The following is a 17,579-nucleotide window of genomic DNA, read 5'->3' on the forward strand; positions in this document are numbered from 1 at the left end:
CTTAACTTAATCTTTAACTCGCTGAAAACATGATTCTTGAATAACAAAGTTTTTTCCCCTATACTGCCATCTATATCCCCATAAAGCAATTTGCACTTCAAAAACGCCAATCCACATGCGGATAGGGAACTTTCAACTGCATTTCTTTAATTATAATAATCTTGATGAATTCTCGCTTTGTCGTCTTTTTTCCAGCTGATCACTACAGCTCTCGCGCTAAAAAACATCTTCCGTTGACAGTATACAATCAAAAGAGCACAACAAGTTAAAAGATTTTATACCATACCTTATATAGTCATAAACACACTTTTTCTATTCACTCCTATATATAAGGTAACAAAATATACGTCGAAATAACAAAAAGCTCTGGTTTACCATAACCCGCGTTAGGGATAATAGAGAAAAGCCCACAGCGAAACGTAATGAAATGAAGTTTTGCGAGGACTTGTAGCGTATATCCCGACTCCTTATATAAAAAGAGGCAACTAACCGCTAAGATAATTGCCTCTCTTTATATAAGGTGGAACGCACAAAGTAAATTTCTAATCGAAACGAATGGCTTTGACTGGAGAAATTTTAGTTATTATATAGGACGGAATAAGTAATACCAAGAAACAAACGGTCACAGTGAGCAGATTCAATAAAAGTATGTATCCCCAATTTAAGTATACTGGCGCCTGATTGACGTAATAGTTCTCAGGAGGAAGTTGAATTATACCGAACTGTTGTTGGATTAACAATAATGAGATGCCTATTAGATTTCCCCAGAACAATCCTCTTACTATAAGGTAGAAGGCATTGTAAAGAAATACTTTTCGGACTGACCAATTATTAGCCCCTAAAGCCTTCAGAATTCCTATCATTTGTGTTCGCTCAAGAATCAGCACTAATAGCGCCACTACCATATTGATTGTAGCGACAAGAATCATGACTACTAATATAACGATGATGTTGAAATCAAATAGTTGAAGCCATTCGAATATATAGCTGTATTTCTCGATTATAGTATTGGTGTCTAATGTTGATACCGTTTGCGCATAGACCAGCTCTCCGGTAGATTCTATAGTATTAAAATCGTCTACAAAAACTTCGAAAGCTCCGATTTGATCTGGAGCCCATTTATTGATACGCTGCATGTGGCGAATATCTCCTAATATATAGGTAGCGTCGAATTCTTGAAAACCAGAATTAAAAATTCCAACAACATCAAAATTCCTTAGATTATACCCTTTTTCTTTCATGAAGAAAGTATTGAAAGCGTCACCCACTTTCAAATTTAATCTATTTGCAATAAACTGAGAAATCACAACTTCTTCATTTAAATCCCCGTTGACATTTGGAATTCTCCCTTGAACTATGTACTCCTTTATATTATCCCACTTATAATCACTCCCCACTCCTTTGAAGATAATTCCTTCGAAAGCGGTTTCGGTTCTAATAATTCCCGCTTTACTGGCAATAGCTTGAATATGGCTAACTCCAGAAACAGATGTGAACTTTGGATAAAAATCCTGTTTTTTAGAAATAGGCACCAGCGTAACTTCCGATTGATTGTTGTCGTAATTCGAAATAATGATATGTCCGTTGAAAGCCGAAACTTTTTCTCGAATTTTTTGCTGCAATCCAATTCCGGTTGCGACTGAAACAATCATCATAATCATACCGATGGCAATTGCCGAGATTGCAATTTTTATAATTGGAGCAGAAATGCTACTTTTATAATCTTTAGCAGTTATGAGTCGTTTGGCTATGAAATATTCTAAATTCAATTTGATTGTATTTCTAATTGGGATTTGCTTCGCCAGTTTGCGTTGCTAAAGCCAAAAATACAGCTAAAACACGAATTACACTAATTGCCATTAATTTTATTTGAACCTCTATTATGATTCCATTTCTCAAAATATCGTTTAGTTTTATATTTTTCACCATTATTTCGACTTCCTGTTCTGCGAAAAAAACGGATGTAAGGGAAAATGTAAAATCTGATTTAGAAAAAGCAGAAGACAATCCGAAAACAGAAATAAAAACTGGAGCAGATAATCATACTGCTTATCTATCATTATTAAAGGATCAGAAAATTGGAATTGTGACCAATCAAACCGGTATTCTATCTAATAAAACACATTTAGTAGATTTTCTATTAGAAAAAAACATTGCTGTCCAAAAAATATTTGCGCCTGAGCACGGTTTTCGGGGAACTGCAGATGCAGGCGAACATGTGGTTGACGGGAAAGATTCTAAAACCGGGCTTTCAATTATTTCACTATACGGCGACAATAAAAAACCGAAACCCGAGCAATTAGCTGGAATTGACATTATGGTTTTTGATTTGCAAGATGTGGGCGCTCGATTTTACACTTATATTTCTTCGTTACATTATATAATGGAAGCATGCGCCGAAAATAACATTCCGCTTATACTTCTTGACCGACCGAATCCTAACATAAACATTATTGACGGACCTGTTCTAGAAAAAGAGTTCACCAGTTTTGTGGGCATGCATCCAATTCCTTTGCTTCATGGAATGACAATTGGCGAATATGCACAAATGATAAATGGTGAAAAATGGTTAAAGAATAAAGTTCAATGTAAACTGACCGTTATTCCTTGTATCAATTACAACCGGAAAATGAAATATAGCTTACCCGTAAAACCTTCACCGAATCTTCCGAATGATCAAGCCGTAAATTTATATGCAAGTTTATGTCTTTTTGAAGGTACGAATGCAAGCGTAGGACGAGGAACTGAAAAACAATTTCAAATTTATGGCTCTCCATATTTACCGAAAAACAGTTTCAGTTTTACTCCGAAACCAAATTTCGGCGCTCAAAATCCAGTTTACAATGGCATCAAATGTTATGGAGAAGATTTATCTACACAGACAAGAGTAAATAAGCTAGAATTAAAATGGTTACTTAAAGCCTATCAAACCACAACTGATAAATCAAAATTCTTCAATCCCTTTTTTACAAAACTTGCAGGAACTAAAAAATTGCAACAGCAAATCGAAGCCGGGACTTCGGAAACAGAAATAAGAGAAAGTTGGAAGAAAGGGTTAATAGAGTTTAAACAAATGAGATCGAAATATTTAATATATTAGTCGAAAGGTTTAAAGTCAAAAGTCCTAAAGTCACTTGAAAATCGGATTCAACTTTCAAGCTATTCTCTTTACGACTTTAAAACTTTCTGACTAAAAAAGAGGTAATTTCTTCTTCATTTCCTCCACAATATTAAAAGCTGCCGGGCAAATAACAACATTTTTCAGGGTTAAGTCCGTGATTTGTTGAAACTTTTTTCTATCCGTATGCGGGAATTCTCTGCATGCTTTTGGGCGGACATCATAAATCATACACGCATTTTCATTATCCAGAAAAGTACATGGCACACTTTGCAACACATAATCCCTGTCTTCGTCAATGCGAAGATATTGCTCGATAAATTGTTGCGGTTTTTGACGTAAATATTTTGAAACACGCTCAATATCCGCATCCGTAAATAATGGACCTGTCGTTTTGCAACAGTTCGCACACTTCAAACAATCCGTTTTCTTGAATTCGGCGTCATGCAAATCCTGCATTACGTAATCCAAATTCTTTGGCGTCTTCTTTTTCAGCTTATCAAAATACTTTTTATTTTCGATATGCTTATCTTTGGCTTCTTTAGGAAGATTGTTTAAAATAGTGTTCATTCGTTAGATTTGTTTTTTCGGTTATTCGATAAAACATTCTGCGAAATTACTTAAAACAAATCAACAAATAACTAAATTAACACATCACTATAATGAAAGACCTTTTTGGCAAAGCCATACTCGATTTTCAAACAAATAATTCCCCGGAAGATTTAATCACGGAAACCTCTATTTCTGAAGAGGATGAAATGAGTGTTGAATATCTATTTCGTTCTTATAATGAAATGCCAAAACTGGAACAACACGCCTTACAATTTGCGAAGGGAAAAATTCTGGATGTAGGTTGTGGCGCAGGAAGTCATAGTTTGTATTTACAAAACGAAAGGAATCTTGATGTTTATTCGATTGATATTTCTCAGAATGCAATTGAAGCCTGTAAATTACGAGGTTTAAAAAATGCTCAAGTTCAAAACATTCTTGAGATGGATTCTGATAATCCTGAAAATAAATTTGACACCATTTTATTATTAATGAATGGTACGGGTATTTTTGGAACACTAAAAGAAACAACAAAATTTTTACAGAAACTAAGAAGCTTGCTAAACCTAAACGGACAAATTCTTATTGATTCTTCGGATATCATTTATATGTTTGATAATGACGAAGATGGTGGGAAATGGATTCCAAGTAACGGATATTATGGTGAATTGACTTTCACTATACGTTATAAAAATGAAAAAGAAGACCAATTTCCTTGGCTCTACTTGGATTATAACACTTTGCAAAATGCGGCTTTCGCCAATGGATTACAAAGCGAGTTAATTCTAGAAGGGGAACATTATGACTATTTAGCGAAGCTTTCGATTTAAAAGAACACATAATAGTATGGAAAACTCAGCATTAGAAAAATTACGTTATCCTATCGGGAAATTTATCCCCCCAGAAATCTATTCTAGCGAATATCTAACTAATAAAATAGCAGAAATTGCCAGTTTCCCAGAACGCTTGAAAAAAGAAGTGCTTCATTTAAGCGAGGAACAACTCGAAGCACCATATCGACAAGATGGCTGGACTATTCGCCAAGTAATTCATCATTGTGCCGACAGTCACATGAATTGTTTCATCAGAATCAAATGGGCGCTGACCGAAGATAATCCAACAATAAAATTCTATCATGAAGATCGTTGGGCTGAATTACACGATAATTTAACAATGCCTATCGAGCCTACTCTTTCTATTCTGGAAGGTTTGCACTTTCGCTTGGGGTATTTAATGAATAGTCTATCGGAAGCTGATTTAGAAAAATCCTTTATTCACCCTGAAAACAACAAGGAATTTAAAATTAAGGAAATAATAGGAACTTATGCTTGGCATGGAAACCATCACTTAGCACATATCACAGCATTAAAAAAACAAAAGGGTTGGTAATTGAACGTTTAAACTATTTTTCAATTAATAAAAAATCCCAAATACAGCTTAGTTTGCATTTGGGATCTTTTAAGTTTTAAGGAATATTCAAATATTTATGGGTTTGCAAAGAAACGCGCCATTTTGGATTGTTCATCACATAATCTACAATCAGCGGAGTCATTTCTTCTTTTTTACTCCATTCAGGTTGCAGGAATAAAATAGCATTGTCATTCACTTTTTCAGCTTGCTCTTCGGCAAAAATAAAATCATGTTTGTTATAAATGATAACTTTCAACTCATGTGCATTATCATAAACAGTTTGTGTAGGCAATTTATTTTTTTTTGGAGACAAACAAATCCAATCCCAATTTCCTGTAAGCGGATACGCTCCTGAAGTCTCAATATGAACTTTTCTATTATTTTCTTTTAACTTTTGCGTCAGCAAATTCATATCCCACATTAAAGGCTCACCACCCGTAACAACAACAGTTTCTGAGTACTTGCTTGCATTTGTAACTATTAAATCGATTCCTGTTGGAGGATGTAATTCAGCATTCCAGCTTTCCTTAACATCACACCAATGGCAACCCACATCACATCCTCCAATTCTAATAAAGTATGCAGCAGTTCCTGTATGAAATCCTTCCCCTTGAATGGTATAAAATTCCTCCATCAATGGAAGCATGGCACCTTTATTAACCTCTAACTGTATTTCTTTTGATAACATTATTTAATTTTAAAGTGCAAAGATAGTTAATTTGAAAAGGAGTTAATTTGAAAATAGGAACTAAAACAATAAACTTTAAAAAACAGAAATTTACGAATTATAATAATTCTAAAAAAAAAACCAACTTCATTATTTTTAAAATTAAAATTTAGAATACCTCTAAAAACAAAAAACCGATAGTTAAAAAACTATCGGTTTAATATGTAAGAAACAATTATCTTATTTCAATGTTTTCAATGATTCAGTTGCATAAGCATTAGCTGCGTCAAGCGCTAATGTTTTTCTGAAATACTCCATCGCTTTTGCTTTATCAGTATTAGCATAACTTGCAGCAATATTATTGTATGACTCAATGATTTTAGCTTTAACCGCAGGTTTTGCAGTTTCTTCTGCACCTAAAGCAGTAACTTTAGCTACATACTCTTCATAATTTTTAGTCATAACATCATCTTTTTCAAGCAATCTATTTGTTCTTGCTCTGTAAAGATATGCTTCATGATATGTTGGCGATGCCACTAATACTTTTTCGAAAGCAGCATCTGCTTTTTGTAAAGCAACAACGTCTGGTTTTACATCTTTACTATTATTAGCATAATAATTTGATAAACCATAATAAACATTATCATCAAGATATGTTTTTGAATCCATAACATTAGATCCAAATTCAAAAATTGAAGCAGCTTCTTTGTAAAGTTTTTGTGTAAATAATTTTTTACCAACTTCACTTAAATCTTGAACTGCCAACGGCTCCATTTCAACTGCCTTTTTAATATCTACTAAACCAGCGTTAAAAGCAACAGGATCAATTGATAATCCATCAGCACTAGTCCCTTTTTTCACTTTAGTTAAACCTAAATATAAATAATCTAAAGCGATGGCTTTATTTCCAGGAGAAGTGATAAAACTTTCCAATGATTTAATAGCCACATCAACATTACCATTTTTATAAGCAGCATATCCTAAATAACGATAGATTCTTGGATTAACTTTATCTAATTCTATCATCTTGTTAGCCTCGGCTTCAAGAGCTACATAATCTTCAATTAAGATAAGAAAATCGGCACGACGCATTCTTGAGTGAATAGAATAATCTGTTAAAGACATGTATTTATCATAATATCCTATCGCCGTTTTATAGTTTGCAGCAGCTTGAGAAGGTTTGTTACGTGCAATTTTATAATACGTTTCAGCTAATTCTCTATAAACTGGTCCATAATTAGGATTTATTGCAATAACTTCATTATATGCTTTTAAAGCTTCGTCATAAGATTTAGCACCTTTCAACAAAACACCCAATTGCATTTTAGCTCTTAGCAAAGTATTATCTGCTTGAAAAGCCCTTCCGTAAGCTACATAAGCTTCATTTTGTTTACCATCACCATAATAAGCGTCTCCTAATGCAAGTTGCAATTGAGCATCTTGAGGATTGTTTATCACAGCACGGCTCAAAATTGCAATAGCACTTTTATAATCCGGCTTTGCAACATTCATATAGGCTCTAGCTATATAAACATGCTCTTGTACGTCTTTCTTTTTGATGTCTTTAGTAACCAAATCAAATTTAGCTTTTGCACCCGTCACATCATTTTTATCTAAATCCATTTGACCTAAACCGATATAATTCAATTTAGCCCCTTCAGATGCATTTAATCCATTTTGAAAATAAATTTTTGCAGAATCTTCTACACTTTGTGTAAGATACACATTCCCTAAAGTAAAGAAAGCTGCACCATTACTTGGTTTTGTTTTGATAATCGATTTCAATATCGATTTAGCACTTTCAAATTGCTCTGCATCGATAGCCTTTTTTGCATGATTAATATCTTGTGCATGACTCGCAAAAGCGGAAGCCACCAATGCAACACTAAAAATTTTTAATTTATTCATTTTGATTGTAATTAATTTATTTTTTATCATTTTCGTTTTTACCAATTATCGTAAACTTCCTTGTGGGAATACGAACTGGTAATAATCCAGATTTTAAAATTATTCTTTGTCCGACATCTCCAGCAACAAATGAAGCGAAGCCCATTCCTAATCCAGAAAAACCTTGACAATTGATTATATACAAATCACGTGCCAAAGGATATTTTTTTTCTGCTATATTATTTTGTGAGGGAATATAATAGCCATCACTATTAAGTCCTTTTACACCTAAAGTATTAACATTATCAACATATTTCTGCATTGCTGGAAGCGGTTGTGAAAGCCAATTAACACCCACTACTCCAATCATACCATCATTTTCTGAAACATATTTTATAACTTCATCATTAGATTTAAAGGAGAAAACACCCTTTTCAGGGATAGCGTTTATTCCTGCCAAAGAATTCATATAACGTACTGTACTAGAATTTAGATTATCGAAAACCAATCCTTTAATTGATGCTACTGGTCTACCTTGCATAAAACTAATAACATCTTTTAACGCTACAAGCGTATCTTTATTGTTTTTATTAGAGATCAAAGCTACAGCATCTGTAGCAAAAACAGTTATTTTTGGATTAATTTTTCTTTGCTTGAAAATTTTCAATTCTTCAGTTGTCAAATTTCTAGATAAAATGGCAATAGCAGCTTTTTCATTAAATAAAGAATTAACCGTCTCAGATTCAGATTTAGCAATAAGTTTTACTTTAGCCTCATATTCATTTTCAAACACGGCAACTTGATCTTCAATAATAGGAGCTAAAGTCTCATCTACATAAATTGTAGTTGACCCTTTCAGTATGGTTTCATTGCCTTTTTTATTATTCGTTTGATTACAAGCAAACACCAATATTATTACTGAAAACAAAATAAAATACGGAAGTTTAGAATAATTTTTCATGATCTAGTTATTATTATCATTAATAATTCGAAAGAATCTAAAGGAAGCATATACAATAAGTAAAGCCCCGAAAGCAATCCTATAAGTAGGTTCCATTACTAGTGGAAAATTCTTCATAAAGATAATAAATAAACCTAAAACAAGGTAAATCAGAAAAAACAAAATTCCTAAAACAAGAAGAAATCGCTCTTTAAGCGATTTCTTCTTAATATTACTAAGTATGTTATTTAACATTATTCTGCAGATTGAATAGTAATTGGAAGAGAATAAAGAACCCTTACTGGTTTACCATTTTGAATTCCTGGAGACCATCTAGGAGATTTTTTCAAAACACGGATCGCTTCTTTTCCTGTTCCGTAACCGATATCCCTGATTACTTTAATATCAGTCAAAGTACCGTCCTTTTCAACTACAAAAGTAACATAAACTTTACCTTTCAATCCTTCTTCTTCTGGAGTTTGATAGTTATTACCAACAAATTTGTAAAACTTCTCAATTCCTCCCGGAAAATCAGGTTTAACCTCAATACCAGCAGTATTATAAATTTGGTCATCAACTTCTTCTACTACAGCTGCAGTTCCAGTACCAACCGGTTCAACAGTTAAAACAGCATCTGGATCTCCTTTTATAGTTTCTGCACCTAATTTTTTATCCTTAATTTCGATAGTTTTAGGCGGCTCTTCAGTAACTTCTTCCGCTTTTGCAACTACTGGCTTAACAAATTTTACCTGATCCACTTTTGGCGGCGGCGGCGGCGGCGGCGGAACATCTTTTTTTATTTCTTCCTTAGGTGGTAATTTAATACTAACAATTTTAGTATCTAAAGTCTCATCAGCATCCGAAGAATCCGGTAGCAAATTTAAAATAAGCGGGGCACCAACTGCAAAAGCAAAAACAAATGCACCAATGATAAGAGCTTTAATGTTAGTCTTGGTATTTGATTTTCTTAGCTCGTAAGCTCCATAAGCTTTATTACGACCTTCGAATACAATATCAAGCCATTGGTTTGTGAATATATCTAATTTCATTTTTCTTAATTATTAGGTTATAGAGTAAATATGAAAATCTTATTTACCTTCTAACAATTTTAGTTCCTCTGGAGAAAAATCATTTACAATTGCATTTGAAGGTACTCCTACAATAGCCATCTCGTCTAGTATATCTACTAAATTACGGTAATTTGATTTCTTACTTGGTTTGATAATTACAATTAAACCTTTGTCTTTGTTCCCAGTGTATTCAACTACTGATTTTTTTCTTTTCAATAATTCTTTACGAATACCTTCTTTACCATAAGAAATATCTTTTGGACCAGCAATTGGAGTTGCTAATAAACCCATATAATATACTATCTTATCATTGTCTCCCAGTAAAACCGTTAATGTACGATTTTCATCAACCTTGATTGGTTTATCAGTAGGATCATCTTCTTTATCAGGCAAACCCAAAGGCATCGATTGTGGTTTAGACAACGTAGTCGTAAGCATAAAGAATGTAATCAATAAGAATGCCAAATCCACCATAGCAGTTAAATCTACTTTTGAGTTTGCCTTTTTACTTCTTACTTTTCCACCTTTTTTGCCTCCACCGTCGCCGGTATTTAATTCAGCCATTTTAGTGTATTTTTTTAATTATTTTTCTGTTGCTCTCAAACCTGTAACTAGAAAGAAGTTATTGATTTTCTGGTCTTGTAAAATATCCATAACCTTTTTAATTGCAGGATATTCTTCTTTTGCATCACCTTTAATAGAAAGTTGCAATTCTTTGTCATTAACATCAATATTTGCAATACGAGAATTGTATATCCACTCATGCAATTGATTATCCAATGAATCTTTAGGCACACCTGGCTGTAAACCTGGCTTGCTTCTTTCTGCAGTCTTCATTGCAATTAGTTGCTTAAGATTAGCAATTGGAACTCCAATACCTTCCATTAAAGCAAATTTTGCAGATTCTTCTTCAGTAAATGCAATTCCGTACTTTTGACCCATTAACTCAAGTGCCTTTTTTCTAACTTCTCTACCCTTTAAGTCAAAGAAAACTTTTCCTTTTCCAATAGTTATAGTAGCTAAATTATCATCTGGCAACTTTGATTGAACTGTTGACGCAGGCGTATCTACTGGAAGTGCTTCCGGTATCTTAGCTGTTGCTGTCATTACAAAGAACGACAACAAAAGAAAAGCCACATCACACATAGCAGTCATATCAGTAGACCCTGCTTTTTTTTGCATTTTTATAGCCATTAATATATTTTTTTATACTTACAAGAAAATAGAATCTGTTTTCCAGACCTCTATTTCCCTGCAAATTAAATTATTAATTATTTTTTTGTACTTCTGTAGTGTCTGTAAGTATTTACAATTGTATTACCAGCCTCGTCAATAGAGTAAGTCAAAGTATCAATTTTAGAAGTAAAAAAGTTGTAAGCAATAATTGCTAAAGCTGAAGTAGCAATACCTGTAGCTGTATTAATCAATGCTTCAGAAATACCATTTGCAAGTGCAGCTTGATCCGGAGTACCAGCAGCAGACAATGCACTAAATGCTTTAATCATACCAGTTACCGTTCCTAACAAACCTGCAAGTGTACCTAATGATACCATTGTAGAAAGAATAGTCATGTGCTTCTCTAACATTGGCATTTCTAATGAAGTAACCTCTTCTATTTCTTTGTGAATAGTTTCAGCAGCAGCTTCGCTATCTAAACCTTCTTTTTTAACTTCTTGGTATTTCAATAAAGCAGATTTTATTGGATTTGCAACAGATCCTTTTTGTTTGTCACATGCAGCAATCGCTCCTTCAATATCACCTTCTTTAATATCTTTTTGCACACTTGTCATGAATTTATCAAGATTTCCTGTACCAGCTGCTTTTGAGATCACAGCATAACGTTCAAATGAGAACACAACCACCATCAAAAGACATCCTAACAAAATTGGTACAATCGGTCCTCCTTTATATACCATTGCTAACATATTTCCTGGTAATGGGTGACCTGTATTAACACCGCCTTCAAAATTTGCGCCATTACCCATTATAAATTGCCATATTAACCATCCAACAAAAACACATGCTACAATAATGATTCCTGAAATCATTCCTCCTCCTTTTGAATCGTTTTGTTTTTTAACGTTTGCCATTTTTTTTAATTTTAATAGTTTTAAATAATTTATCTTTAGTTATAATAAACTTGTAGTGGAGCAAATTTATATTTTTAGTTTAAATAAAAAAACTTTTTTTAATTTTATTATAATTAAATTTATTTCAAAAATACATTTACAATTCACAACGTTGCATTTATATCAAAAAATTCAAGTAAATTTACTTTTTCACAATAAATAACGTATTTTTTTAAGAATTATTAACGTAATATTTCAACAACAACCTCTTTTTAATCAAAATTAATATTTTATATTATTAACAGTAAAAAAGCAGGAAAACTGCAGTATACACTAAAATTTCAGGTTTTATAAAAAAAACAATACCTTGCAAATGATTTAAATCTAAACCTATTATGAGCCGAAAAGAAGATTTCATACAGCAAATTACAGACGGATATAGCTCTAAAGGAGAAAGCATCACTCTTGGCGGAGCAATATTAGACGGTGAAGCTTTGCCCAATGTGCCTGTAAAAATACCGCTAAAAACCTTAAATCGTCATGGATTAATTGCTGGAGCCACCGGAACCGGAAAAACCAAAACGATCCAAGTACTTTCTGAACAATTATCATCCTTTGGAATCCCTGTATTAATGATGGACATAAAAGGTGATTTTAGTGGAATAGCCAAAGAAGGCGAAGAGAAACAATTTATAACTGAACGACACGCTAAAATAAACATCCCTTATACAACATCCCGTTTTCCGGTTGAATTATTGACTTTATCTGAACAAAATGGAGTTCGTCTTCGCGCTACTATCTCTGAGTTTGGACCGGTTTTGTTTTCTCGAATCCTTAACTTAAATGATACTCAAGCTGGTGTCGTTTCTGTTATCTTTAAATATTGCGATGACAATAAAATGCCTTTATTAGATTTAAAAGACATCAAAAAAATAATAAATTACATCACCGAAGAAGGAAAAGACGAAATTGAGGAACACTATGGCAAAATTTCTACTTCAACAACAGGCACAATTCTTAGAAAAATTATAGAATTAGAACAACAAGGAGCTGATTTGTTTTTTGGAGAAATGTCTTTTGACGTAGAAGATTTAATGCGCATTGACGAAAATGGAAAAGGATACATCAATATCTTACGATTGACTGACATTCAAGACAAACCAAAATTATTTTCGACATTTATGCTGAGTTTACTGGCCGAAATTTACCAACAAATGCCTGAAAAAGGAGATTCGGATCAACCAGAATTAATTATTTTTATCGATGAAGCTCATTTGATTTTCAATGAAGCAAGCAACACATTATTAGAACAAATAGAAACGATTGTAAAACTGATTCGTTCTAAGGGAATAGGAATTTACTTCATCACACAAAACCCAATGGATATTCCAAGTGGCGTTTTGGCGCAATTAGGCTTAAAAATCCAACATGCTTTGAGGGCTTTTACAGCAAATGACCGGAAAGCCATAAAACAAACTGCTGACAACTACCCTACTTCTGACTATTACAAAACTGATGAAGTTTTGACAAGTCTTGGAATTGGAGAAGCGCTCGTTTCAGCTCTGAACGAAAAAGGAATTCCAACACCACTTGCAGCAACGATGATGCGTGCGCCTATGAGTAGAATGGATATTTTGACCGAAAGTGAAATTCAGGAAATCAATAACAAATCAAAACTGGTAAAAAAATATAGCGAACTTATTGACCGTGAAAGTGCTTATGAAATGCTTAATAAAAAAATTGCCATAGTCGAACAGGAAGCAGCAGAACAAGAACAGGAAAAAACATCTGAAAAAGAAGAAAGTAAAGGCCCAAGTACAGCTAGTGTAGTAGGGAAATCAGTTTTGAAAGTACTCACAAGTGCTACTTTTATAAGAGGTGCTTTTGGCGTTTTAACAAAAATGTTTAAGAAGTGAAGAGTGTAAAAAGTGAGTAGTGAAAAGTTATACCATTTATCTTTGAAAATACTGAAACAAATCAATGTCTTTTTGTAATTCCTGTAAATATTGAAAAATTATTGCCGTAAATTCTATTCACTTTTCACTACTCACTTTTCACCCCTTCTCACCCAACAACTCTAAAATTTTCTTTTCTACCACTTCGCTATCCCAAATATTCTCGATGTTTTCCATTTTCAAAACTTCTTCCATAATAGCATTTTGATAATCCCCAATAGCCAAAGCTTCGGCGTAAGGACGATCACTAAAGGTTACTCTGCTATAAAGCGGAATCCATTTTTCCGGGTATTTATCTGAGAATGATTTTTCGATTTTCTTTTGCAGCAGGAATTTTTCATCAGCCGTTTTAGAACTCATTTCCATAAAATTGCGATAGGAAAGTTCTGCAATGGCATCTGCATTTGGTTTACGGGATTTTTGATATTCAGAGAAAATCGTTTTCCAATCATCTCCATACTTTTCAATCATTTCATAAAGAATCGAAATGTCTTCAAAGCCCGCATTCATTCCTTGTCCGTAAAATGGAACAATTGCATGACAAGCGTCACCAATTAAAGCAATTTTATCTTCGTAAGTCCAAGGAAAACATTTCATCGTCACTAAAGTACTTGTTGGATTTTTAAAAAAATCTTCCGTCAATTTTGGAATAACATCAATGGTATCCGGTAAGTTTTTCTCAAAAAAAGCTTCCACCTCTTTTTGATCTTTCAAAGAAGCAAAAGAATTTTCTCCTTCAAAAGGCATGAATAAAGTACATGTAAAACTACCGTCTAAATTGGGTAATGCAATCAACATATATTCCCCTCGTGGCCAAATATGAAACGAATTTTTGTCTAATTTATGGGTTGCATCCGAGTTTGCAGGAATGTTTAATTCCTTATATCCAATAGGTAAAAATTCTTGCGAATAATCAAACATGCTTTGACGCTGCATGCGATGGCGGATTCTGGAAAAAGCACCATCGGCACCAAAAACCATATCATATTTTTTGTCCTCCCAAGCACCTCTTTCGGTTTCACCGATGTGCAAAGTAGCATCATCTAAAGTTACATCCCATATTTTATGTTCGAAAAAGAATTCAGCTCCTGCAGCTTCCGCCAAATCGATCATTTTTCTATTCAAAGTTCCTCTTGAAATCGAGTAAATAGATTCGCCTTCTTGTCCGTAATTTTGAAAATTAAGTTTGTCAACAAGATGAATGGCACGTTTGTCCATTGGAATTGCAATGGCTCGCACGGCGTCACCCACTCCCACACCATCAAGTGCTTTCCAGCCTCGGTTAGACATGGCTAAATTAATAGAACGGCCGGAAAACTGAATTTGTCTAATATCTGGGCTTCTATCGAAAACATGAACAGTATGACCTGCTTTACGAAGGTAAATAGCTAATAGAGATCCAACTAATCCTGAACCTACAACCGCTATTTTTTTGGAAATTTGCATTAATTTTTTATAAAAAGTTAGGCAAAATTACTGATTTTATTAGACTAAGAACTTTAAAAACTATTAATTTTTACGTGGAATAAAAACCAATTTTGTTGAAGTTCTAACAATCTCATCCCTGTTCAGCTTCATTCTTCTAAATTTTCCAGAATTATACAACTCCGCTTGATCACTGTAATGCGCACTTAACGGATTCCCTGATTGTCCAGTTGGAAGAATGCTCCAACTGTTTTCTATATCCGAAAAATCAATAATCCTTCTCGTTGACGGGCCTCCTTTTACAATATAATTTCCATCATCCGTAAAATCAAAAAACAAATTATTAATGACTTCGGTGGAACCTGAAACTTCAAAAGGCCCTACATTGAAAATTCTTCTTAATGCTGCCACTTTCCCTAATGGATGCTGGTGTTCTACCGTGTGAACCTTATTCCAAGTCCAATCAGAAACCGAAGTTCCCAATTGTTTTTCTAAAGCTACAATTGACTCTTTAAACGATTTTGATATAATATTACTTCTGGTTTCTTTTACATTTTTAGTACTTATATTATCCCACCAAAGTGATTCTTGATTCTTAATTTGTTTTGCAATAATTTGCTTCATAATATGCGTGTCTAAAAATTGCTTGAAATTAACTGCACCCAGTTCATCCTCGAAGGTATTTTTCAAATAATTAAAAATCCATTTGTTGTAAATTGTTGGTGCAACATCAGCAAGATTATTGGAACCTTTCCATTCTTTCAAAACAGTTAAGGCTTCTTTTTCATTTTCAGAAAGTGATTTTTGATTCACTTCCGATATTAATTGTTTAACCACTTCCGGAGCTACTGATGACGTATTATCAAAAATCATTTCTCCTACTGCAGTTTTGTCCCAATTTGATTTTGGATTTAATAACTGCATGATTCTTTTTGCTCTGTCTTCAGGAAGGTAATAGCCAGGATATAAAAATCCATCTATAGGTTCCGGTTGGTTATTCGCAGAATACACATAATCCCATTTTGGATTTACCGCCGATGGGTTTTTGGAGAAATCCAGATATTCTTTAATATCATCTTTACCACTGGAGCCATCCAAAATAAAATTAGGATTCACTCCCGCATTATGCTTGTATAATTTTCCAGTTGCCCACCAAGCCACATTTCCTTTGGCATCGCCATACATTATATTTAAACCGGGCGCCGCTATCAAACTGACTCCTTTTTGGAAATCGGCTTTACTTTTAGCATGCGAAAGTTCATAAACAGCCTCAAGAATTTGTATGGGTTGTTGCGTATAAATCCAAGACATCGCAACAGGTTTGTCTTGCTGCAAACCATCAATCAAGTCATTCACTATTGGTCCGTGACGCGTGATTTTTACATTTAAAACCACATCAGTAGAATCTTTTACTTTTATAATTTTTTTTCGAACCTCATAAGCACTAAAACCGCTTGGTATCTTGTAAGCATTGGCATCATTTGGATTATTCTCCTCTTGGTACAAATCAATATCATCATTCTCAAACATAGTTAAACCATACGCATACTCGCGATTGTGCCCCAATAAAGGATATGGAGTTCCCGCCAAATAACAACCGTACAATTCAAAATCCGGCGTCACTAGATGTGCTTCATACCAAGTTCCCGGTTGCGAAAACCCAATGTGTGGATCATTAGCAAAAATGACTTTTCCATTTTTCGTTTTCTTTGGAGCAATAACCCAACTGTTACTTCCTATAAAAGGAGAAACTGGAGACTGATCTAAAAGCAAGGCTACCGACTTTGAAATAGCGCTATATTCTTGAGGTGTTTCTTTGGCATTTTTAATTCGGGTGGTATTAAACGAACCATCAATCCCAAAATCCTTGAGATATTCCATTCCATATTTGTTTCGAATATCAGTTAATAACGGATCTGATTTTTGAGCCATCGCAAAATTAAAAGACATATAACCAAAAATATTATAAACGTCTTCAATCGTAAATTTCTCTTTCTTAACTCCGATTAAACTAAACTCTATCGGCGTTGTTCCTTCTTCCAGGTATTGATTAATGCCATCCAAATACGCTATGGTCAATTGATAACTTGGACTGTTTTTATCCAATACTGCAATCGCTTTTGCAGATGCTTCTTGGATTCCAAGTCCTGCAAAGAATTTATCGTTTTTCAGTGCTACAGAACCAAAAATCTCCGATAATCGTCCCGGAGCAATACGGCGCATCAGTTCCATTTGCCACAATCGGTCTTGCGCATGAACATAACCCAAAGCCATCATTGCATCCTTTGAATTAGTCGCATAAATATGCGGAACGCCAAACTCATCAAAATAAACTGTCGTCTCTTTTTGAATGTTTTTCAGTTGCAGTTCGCCCTCATATTTTGGTTTTAGATAAAACCCATAAATAATTAAAGCTACTGCTAAAACTGCTACTAACGAAAGTAAAACCAGAAGGACTGTTTTAAATTTTTTCATATTTGAATAAATTG

At 33.8% G+C, this 17,579-nt stretch carries 15 protein-coding genes; 4 read left to right on the plus strand and 11 right to left on the minus strand.

Going from position 1 to position 17,579, the window contains the following annotated elements:
- Positions 1-542: 542 nt before the first annotated feature.
- The gene (locus tag E0I61_RS00005) at positions 543-1,769 is read right to left on the minus strand and encodes an ABC transporter permease (protein WP_132068607.1); all 1,227 of its coding nucleotides are present in this window, start codon (positions 1,767-1,769) and stop codon (positions 543-545) included.
- Between the two features lie 113 nt (positions 1,770-1,882).
- On the opposite strand from E0I61_RS00005, the gene E0I61_RS00010 reads away from it, so the two are divergent.
- Positions 1,883-3,100 carry an exo-beta-N-acetylmuramidase NamZ family protein gene (locus tag E0I61_RS00010; protein WP_132068609.1) on the plus strand — a complete coding sequence of 406 codons (1,218 nt, stop codon included), beginning with the start codon at positions 1,883-1,885 and terminating at the stop codon, positions 3,098-3,100.
- A 90-nt stretch (positions 3,101-3,190) separates the two neighbouring features.
- Here the strand turns inward: E0I61_RS00010 and E0I61_RS00015 are convergent, their stop codons facing one another.
- Positions 3,191-3,688, minus strand: coding sequence for a YkgJ family cysteine cluster protein (locus E0I61_RS00015; RefSeq protein WP_131991571.1), 498 nt, complete (start codon positions 3,686-3,688; stop codon positions 3,191-3,193).
- A 92-nt stretch (positions 3,689-3,780) separates the two neighbouring features.
- Between E0I61_RS00015 and E0I61_RS00020 the strand changes: the two genes are divergently transcribed.
- Positions 3,781-4,497: a class I SAM-dependent methyltransferase gene (locus tag E0I61_RS00020; protein ID WP_132068611.1), complete on the plus strand. Its 717-nt coding sequence runs from the start codon at positions 3,781-3,783 to the stop codon at positions 4,495-4,497.
- Positions 4,498-4,513: 16 nt separating this feature from the next.
- Positions 4,514-5,056, plus strand: a complete 543-nt coding sequence (locus E0I61_RS00025) for a YfiT family bacillithiol transferase (protein WP_132068613.1) — start codon at positions 4,514-4,516, stop codon at positions 5,054-5,056.
- A gap of 76 nt (positions 5,057-5,132) precedes the next feature.
- On the opposite strand, the gene E0I61_RS00030 is transcribed toward E0I61_RS00025, so the two are convergent.
- From E0I61_RS00030 to E0I61_RS00065, 7 genes are all read right to left on the minus strand, one after another.
- Positions 5,133-5,765: a 7-carboxy-7-deazaguanine synthase QueE gene (locus E0I61_RS00030; protein WP_131991650.1), complete on the minus strand. Its 633-nt coding sequence runs from the start codon at positions 5,763-5,765 to the stop codon at positions 5,133-5,135.
- A 219-nt stretch (positions 5,766-5,984) separates the two neighbouring features.
- The gene (locus tag E0I61_RS00035) at positions 5,985-7,652 is read right to left on the minus strand and encodes a tetratricopeptide repeat protein (protein ID WP_132068615.1); all 1,668 of its coding nucleotides are present in this window, start codon (positions 7,650-7,652) and stop codon (positions 5,985-5,987) included.
- Positions 7,653-7,668: 16 nt separating this feature from the next.
- Positions 7,669-8,592: a PstS family phosphate ABC transporter substrate-binding protein gene (locus E0I61_RS00040; RefSeq protein ID WP_132068617.1), complete on the minus strand. Its 924-nt coding sequence runs from the start codon at positions 8,590-8,592 to the stop codon at positions 7,669-7,671.
- A 233-nt stretch (positions 8,593-8,825) separates the two neighbouring features.
- Positions 8,826-9,620: an energy transducer TonB gene (locus tag E0I61_RS00050; RefSeq protein ID WP_131991559.1), complete on the minus strand. Its 795-nt coding sequence runs from the start codon at positions 9,618-9,620 to the stop codon at positions 8,826-8,828.
- A 39-nt stretch (positions 9,621-9,659) separates the two neighbouring features.
- Positions 9,660-10,205 (minus strand): ExbD/TolR family protein, encoded by a 546-nt coding sequence (locus E0I61_RS00055; RefSeq protein WP_131991557.1) that lies wholly within the window; start codon positions 10,203-10,205, stop codon positions 9,660-9,662.
- Positions 10,206-10,223: 18 nt separating this feature from the next.
- Positions 10,224-10,835 carry an ExbD/TolR family protein gene (locus E0I61_RS00060; RefSeq protein ID WP_131991555.1) on the minus strand — a complete coding sequence of 204 codons (612 nt, stop codon included), beginning with the start codon at positions 10,833-10,835 and terminating at the stop codon, positions 10,224-10,226.
- A gap of 77 nt (positions 10,836-10,912) precedes the next feature.
- Positions 10,913-11,731 (minus strand): MotA/TolQ/ExbB proton channel family protein, encoded by an 819-nt coding sequence (locus E0I61_RS00065; protein ID WP_131991553.1) that lies wholly within the window; start codon positions 11,729-11,731, stop codon positions 10,913-10,915.
- A gap of 374 nt (positions 11,732-12,105) precedes the next feature.
- Between E0I61_RS00065 and E0I61_RS00070 the strand changes: the two genes are divergently transcribed.
- Complete coding sequence (locus tag E0I61_RS00070; protein ID WP_132068619.1) at positions 12,106-13,626, plus strand: helicase HerA-like domain-containing protein; 1,521 nt, start codon at positions 12,106-12,108, stop codon at positions 13,624-13,626.
- 138 nt (positions 13,627-13,764) lie between these two features.
- Here E0I61_RS00070 and E0I61_RS00075 read toward each other — a convergent pair whose 3' ends face one another.
- Together E0I61_RS00075 and E0I61_RS00080 are read right to left on the minus strand one after the other, a co-directional pair.
- The gene (locus E0I61_RS00075; RefSeq protein ID WP_132068621.1) at positions 13,765-15,111 is read right to left on the minus strand and encodes an FAD-dependent oxidoreductase; all 1,347 of its coding nucleotides are present in this window, start codon (positions 15,109-15,111) and stop codon (positions 13,765-13,767) included.
- A gap of 63 nt (positions 15,112-15,174) precedes the next feature.
- Entirely contained in the window at positions 15,175-17,565 is a 2,391-nt protein-coding gene (locus E0I61_RS00080) for a penicillin acylase family protein (protein ID WP_132068622.1), read from the minus strand.
- Between the last annotated feature and the right edge of the window lie 14 nt (positions 17,566-17,579).

The sequence above is a fragment of the Flavobacterium ranwuense genome (genome assembly GCF_004349315.1).
Taxonomy (GTDB): domain Bacteria; phylum Bacteroidota; class Bacteroidia; order Flavobacteriales; family Flavobacteriaceae; genus Flavobacterium; species Flavobacterium ranwuense.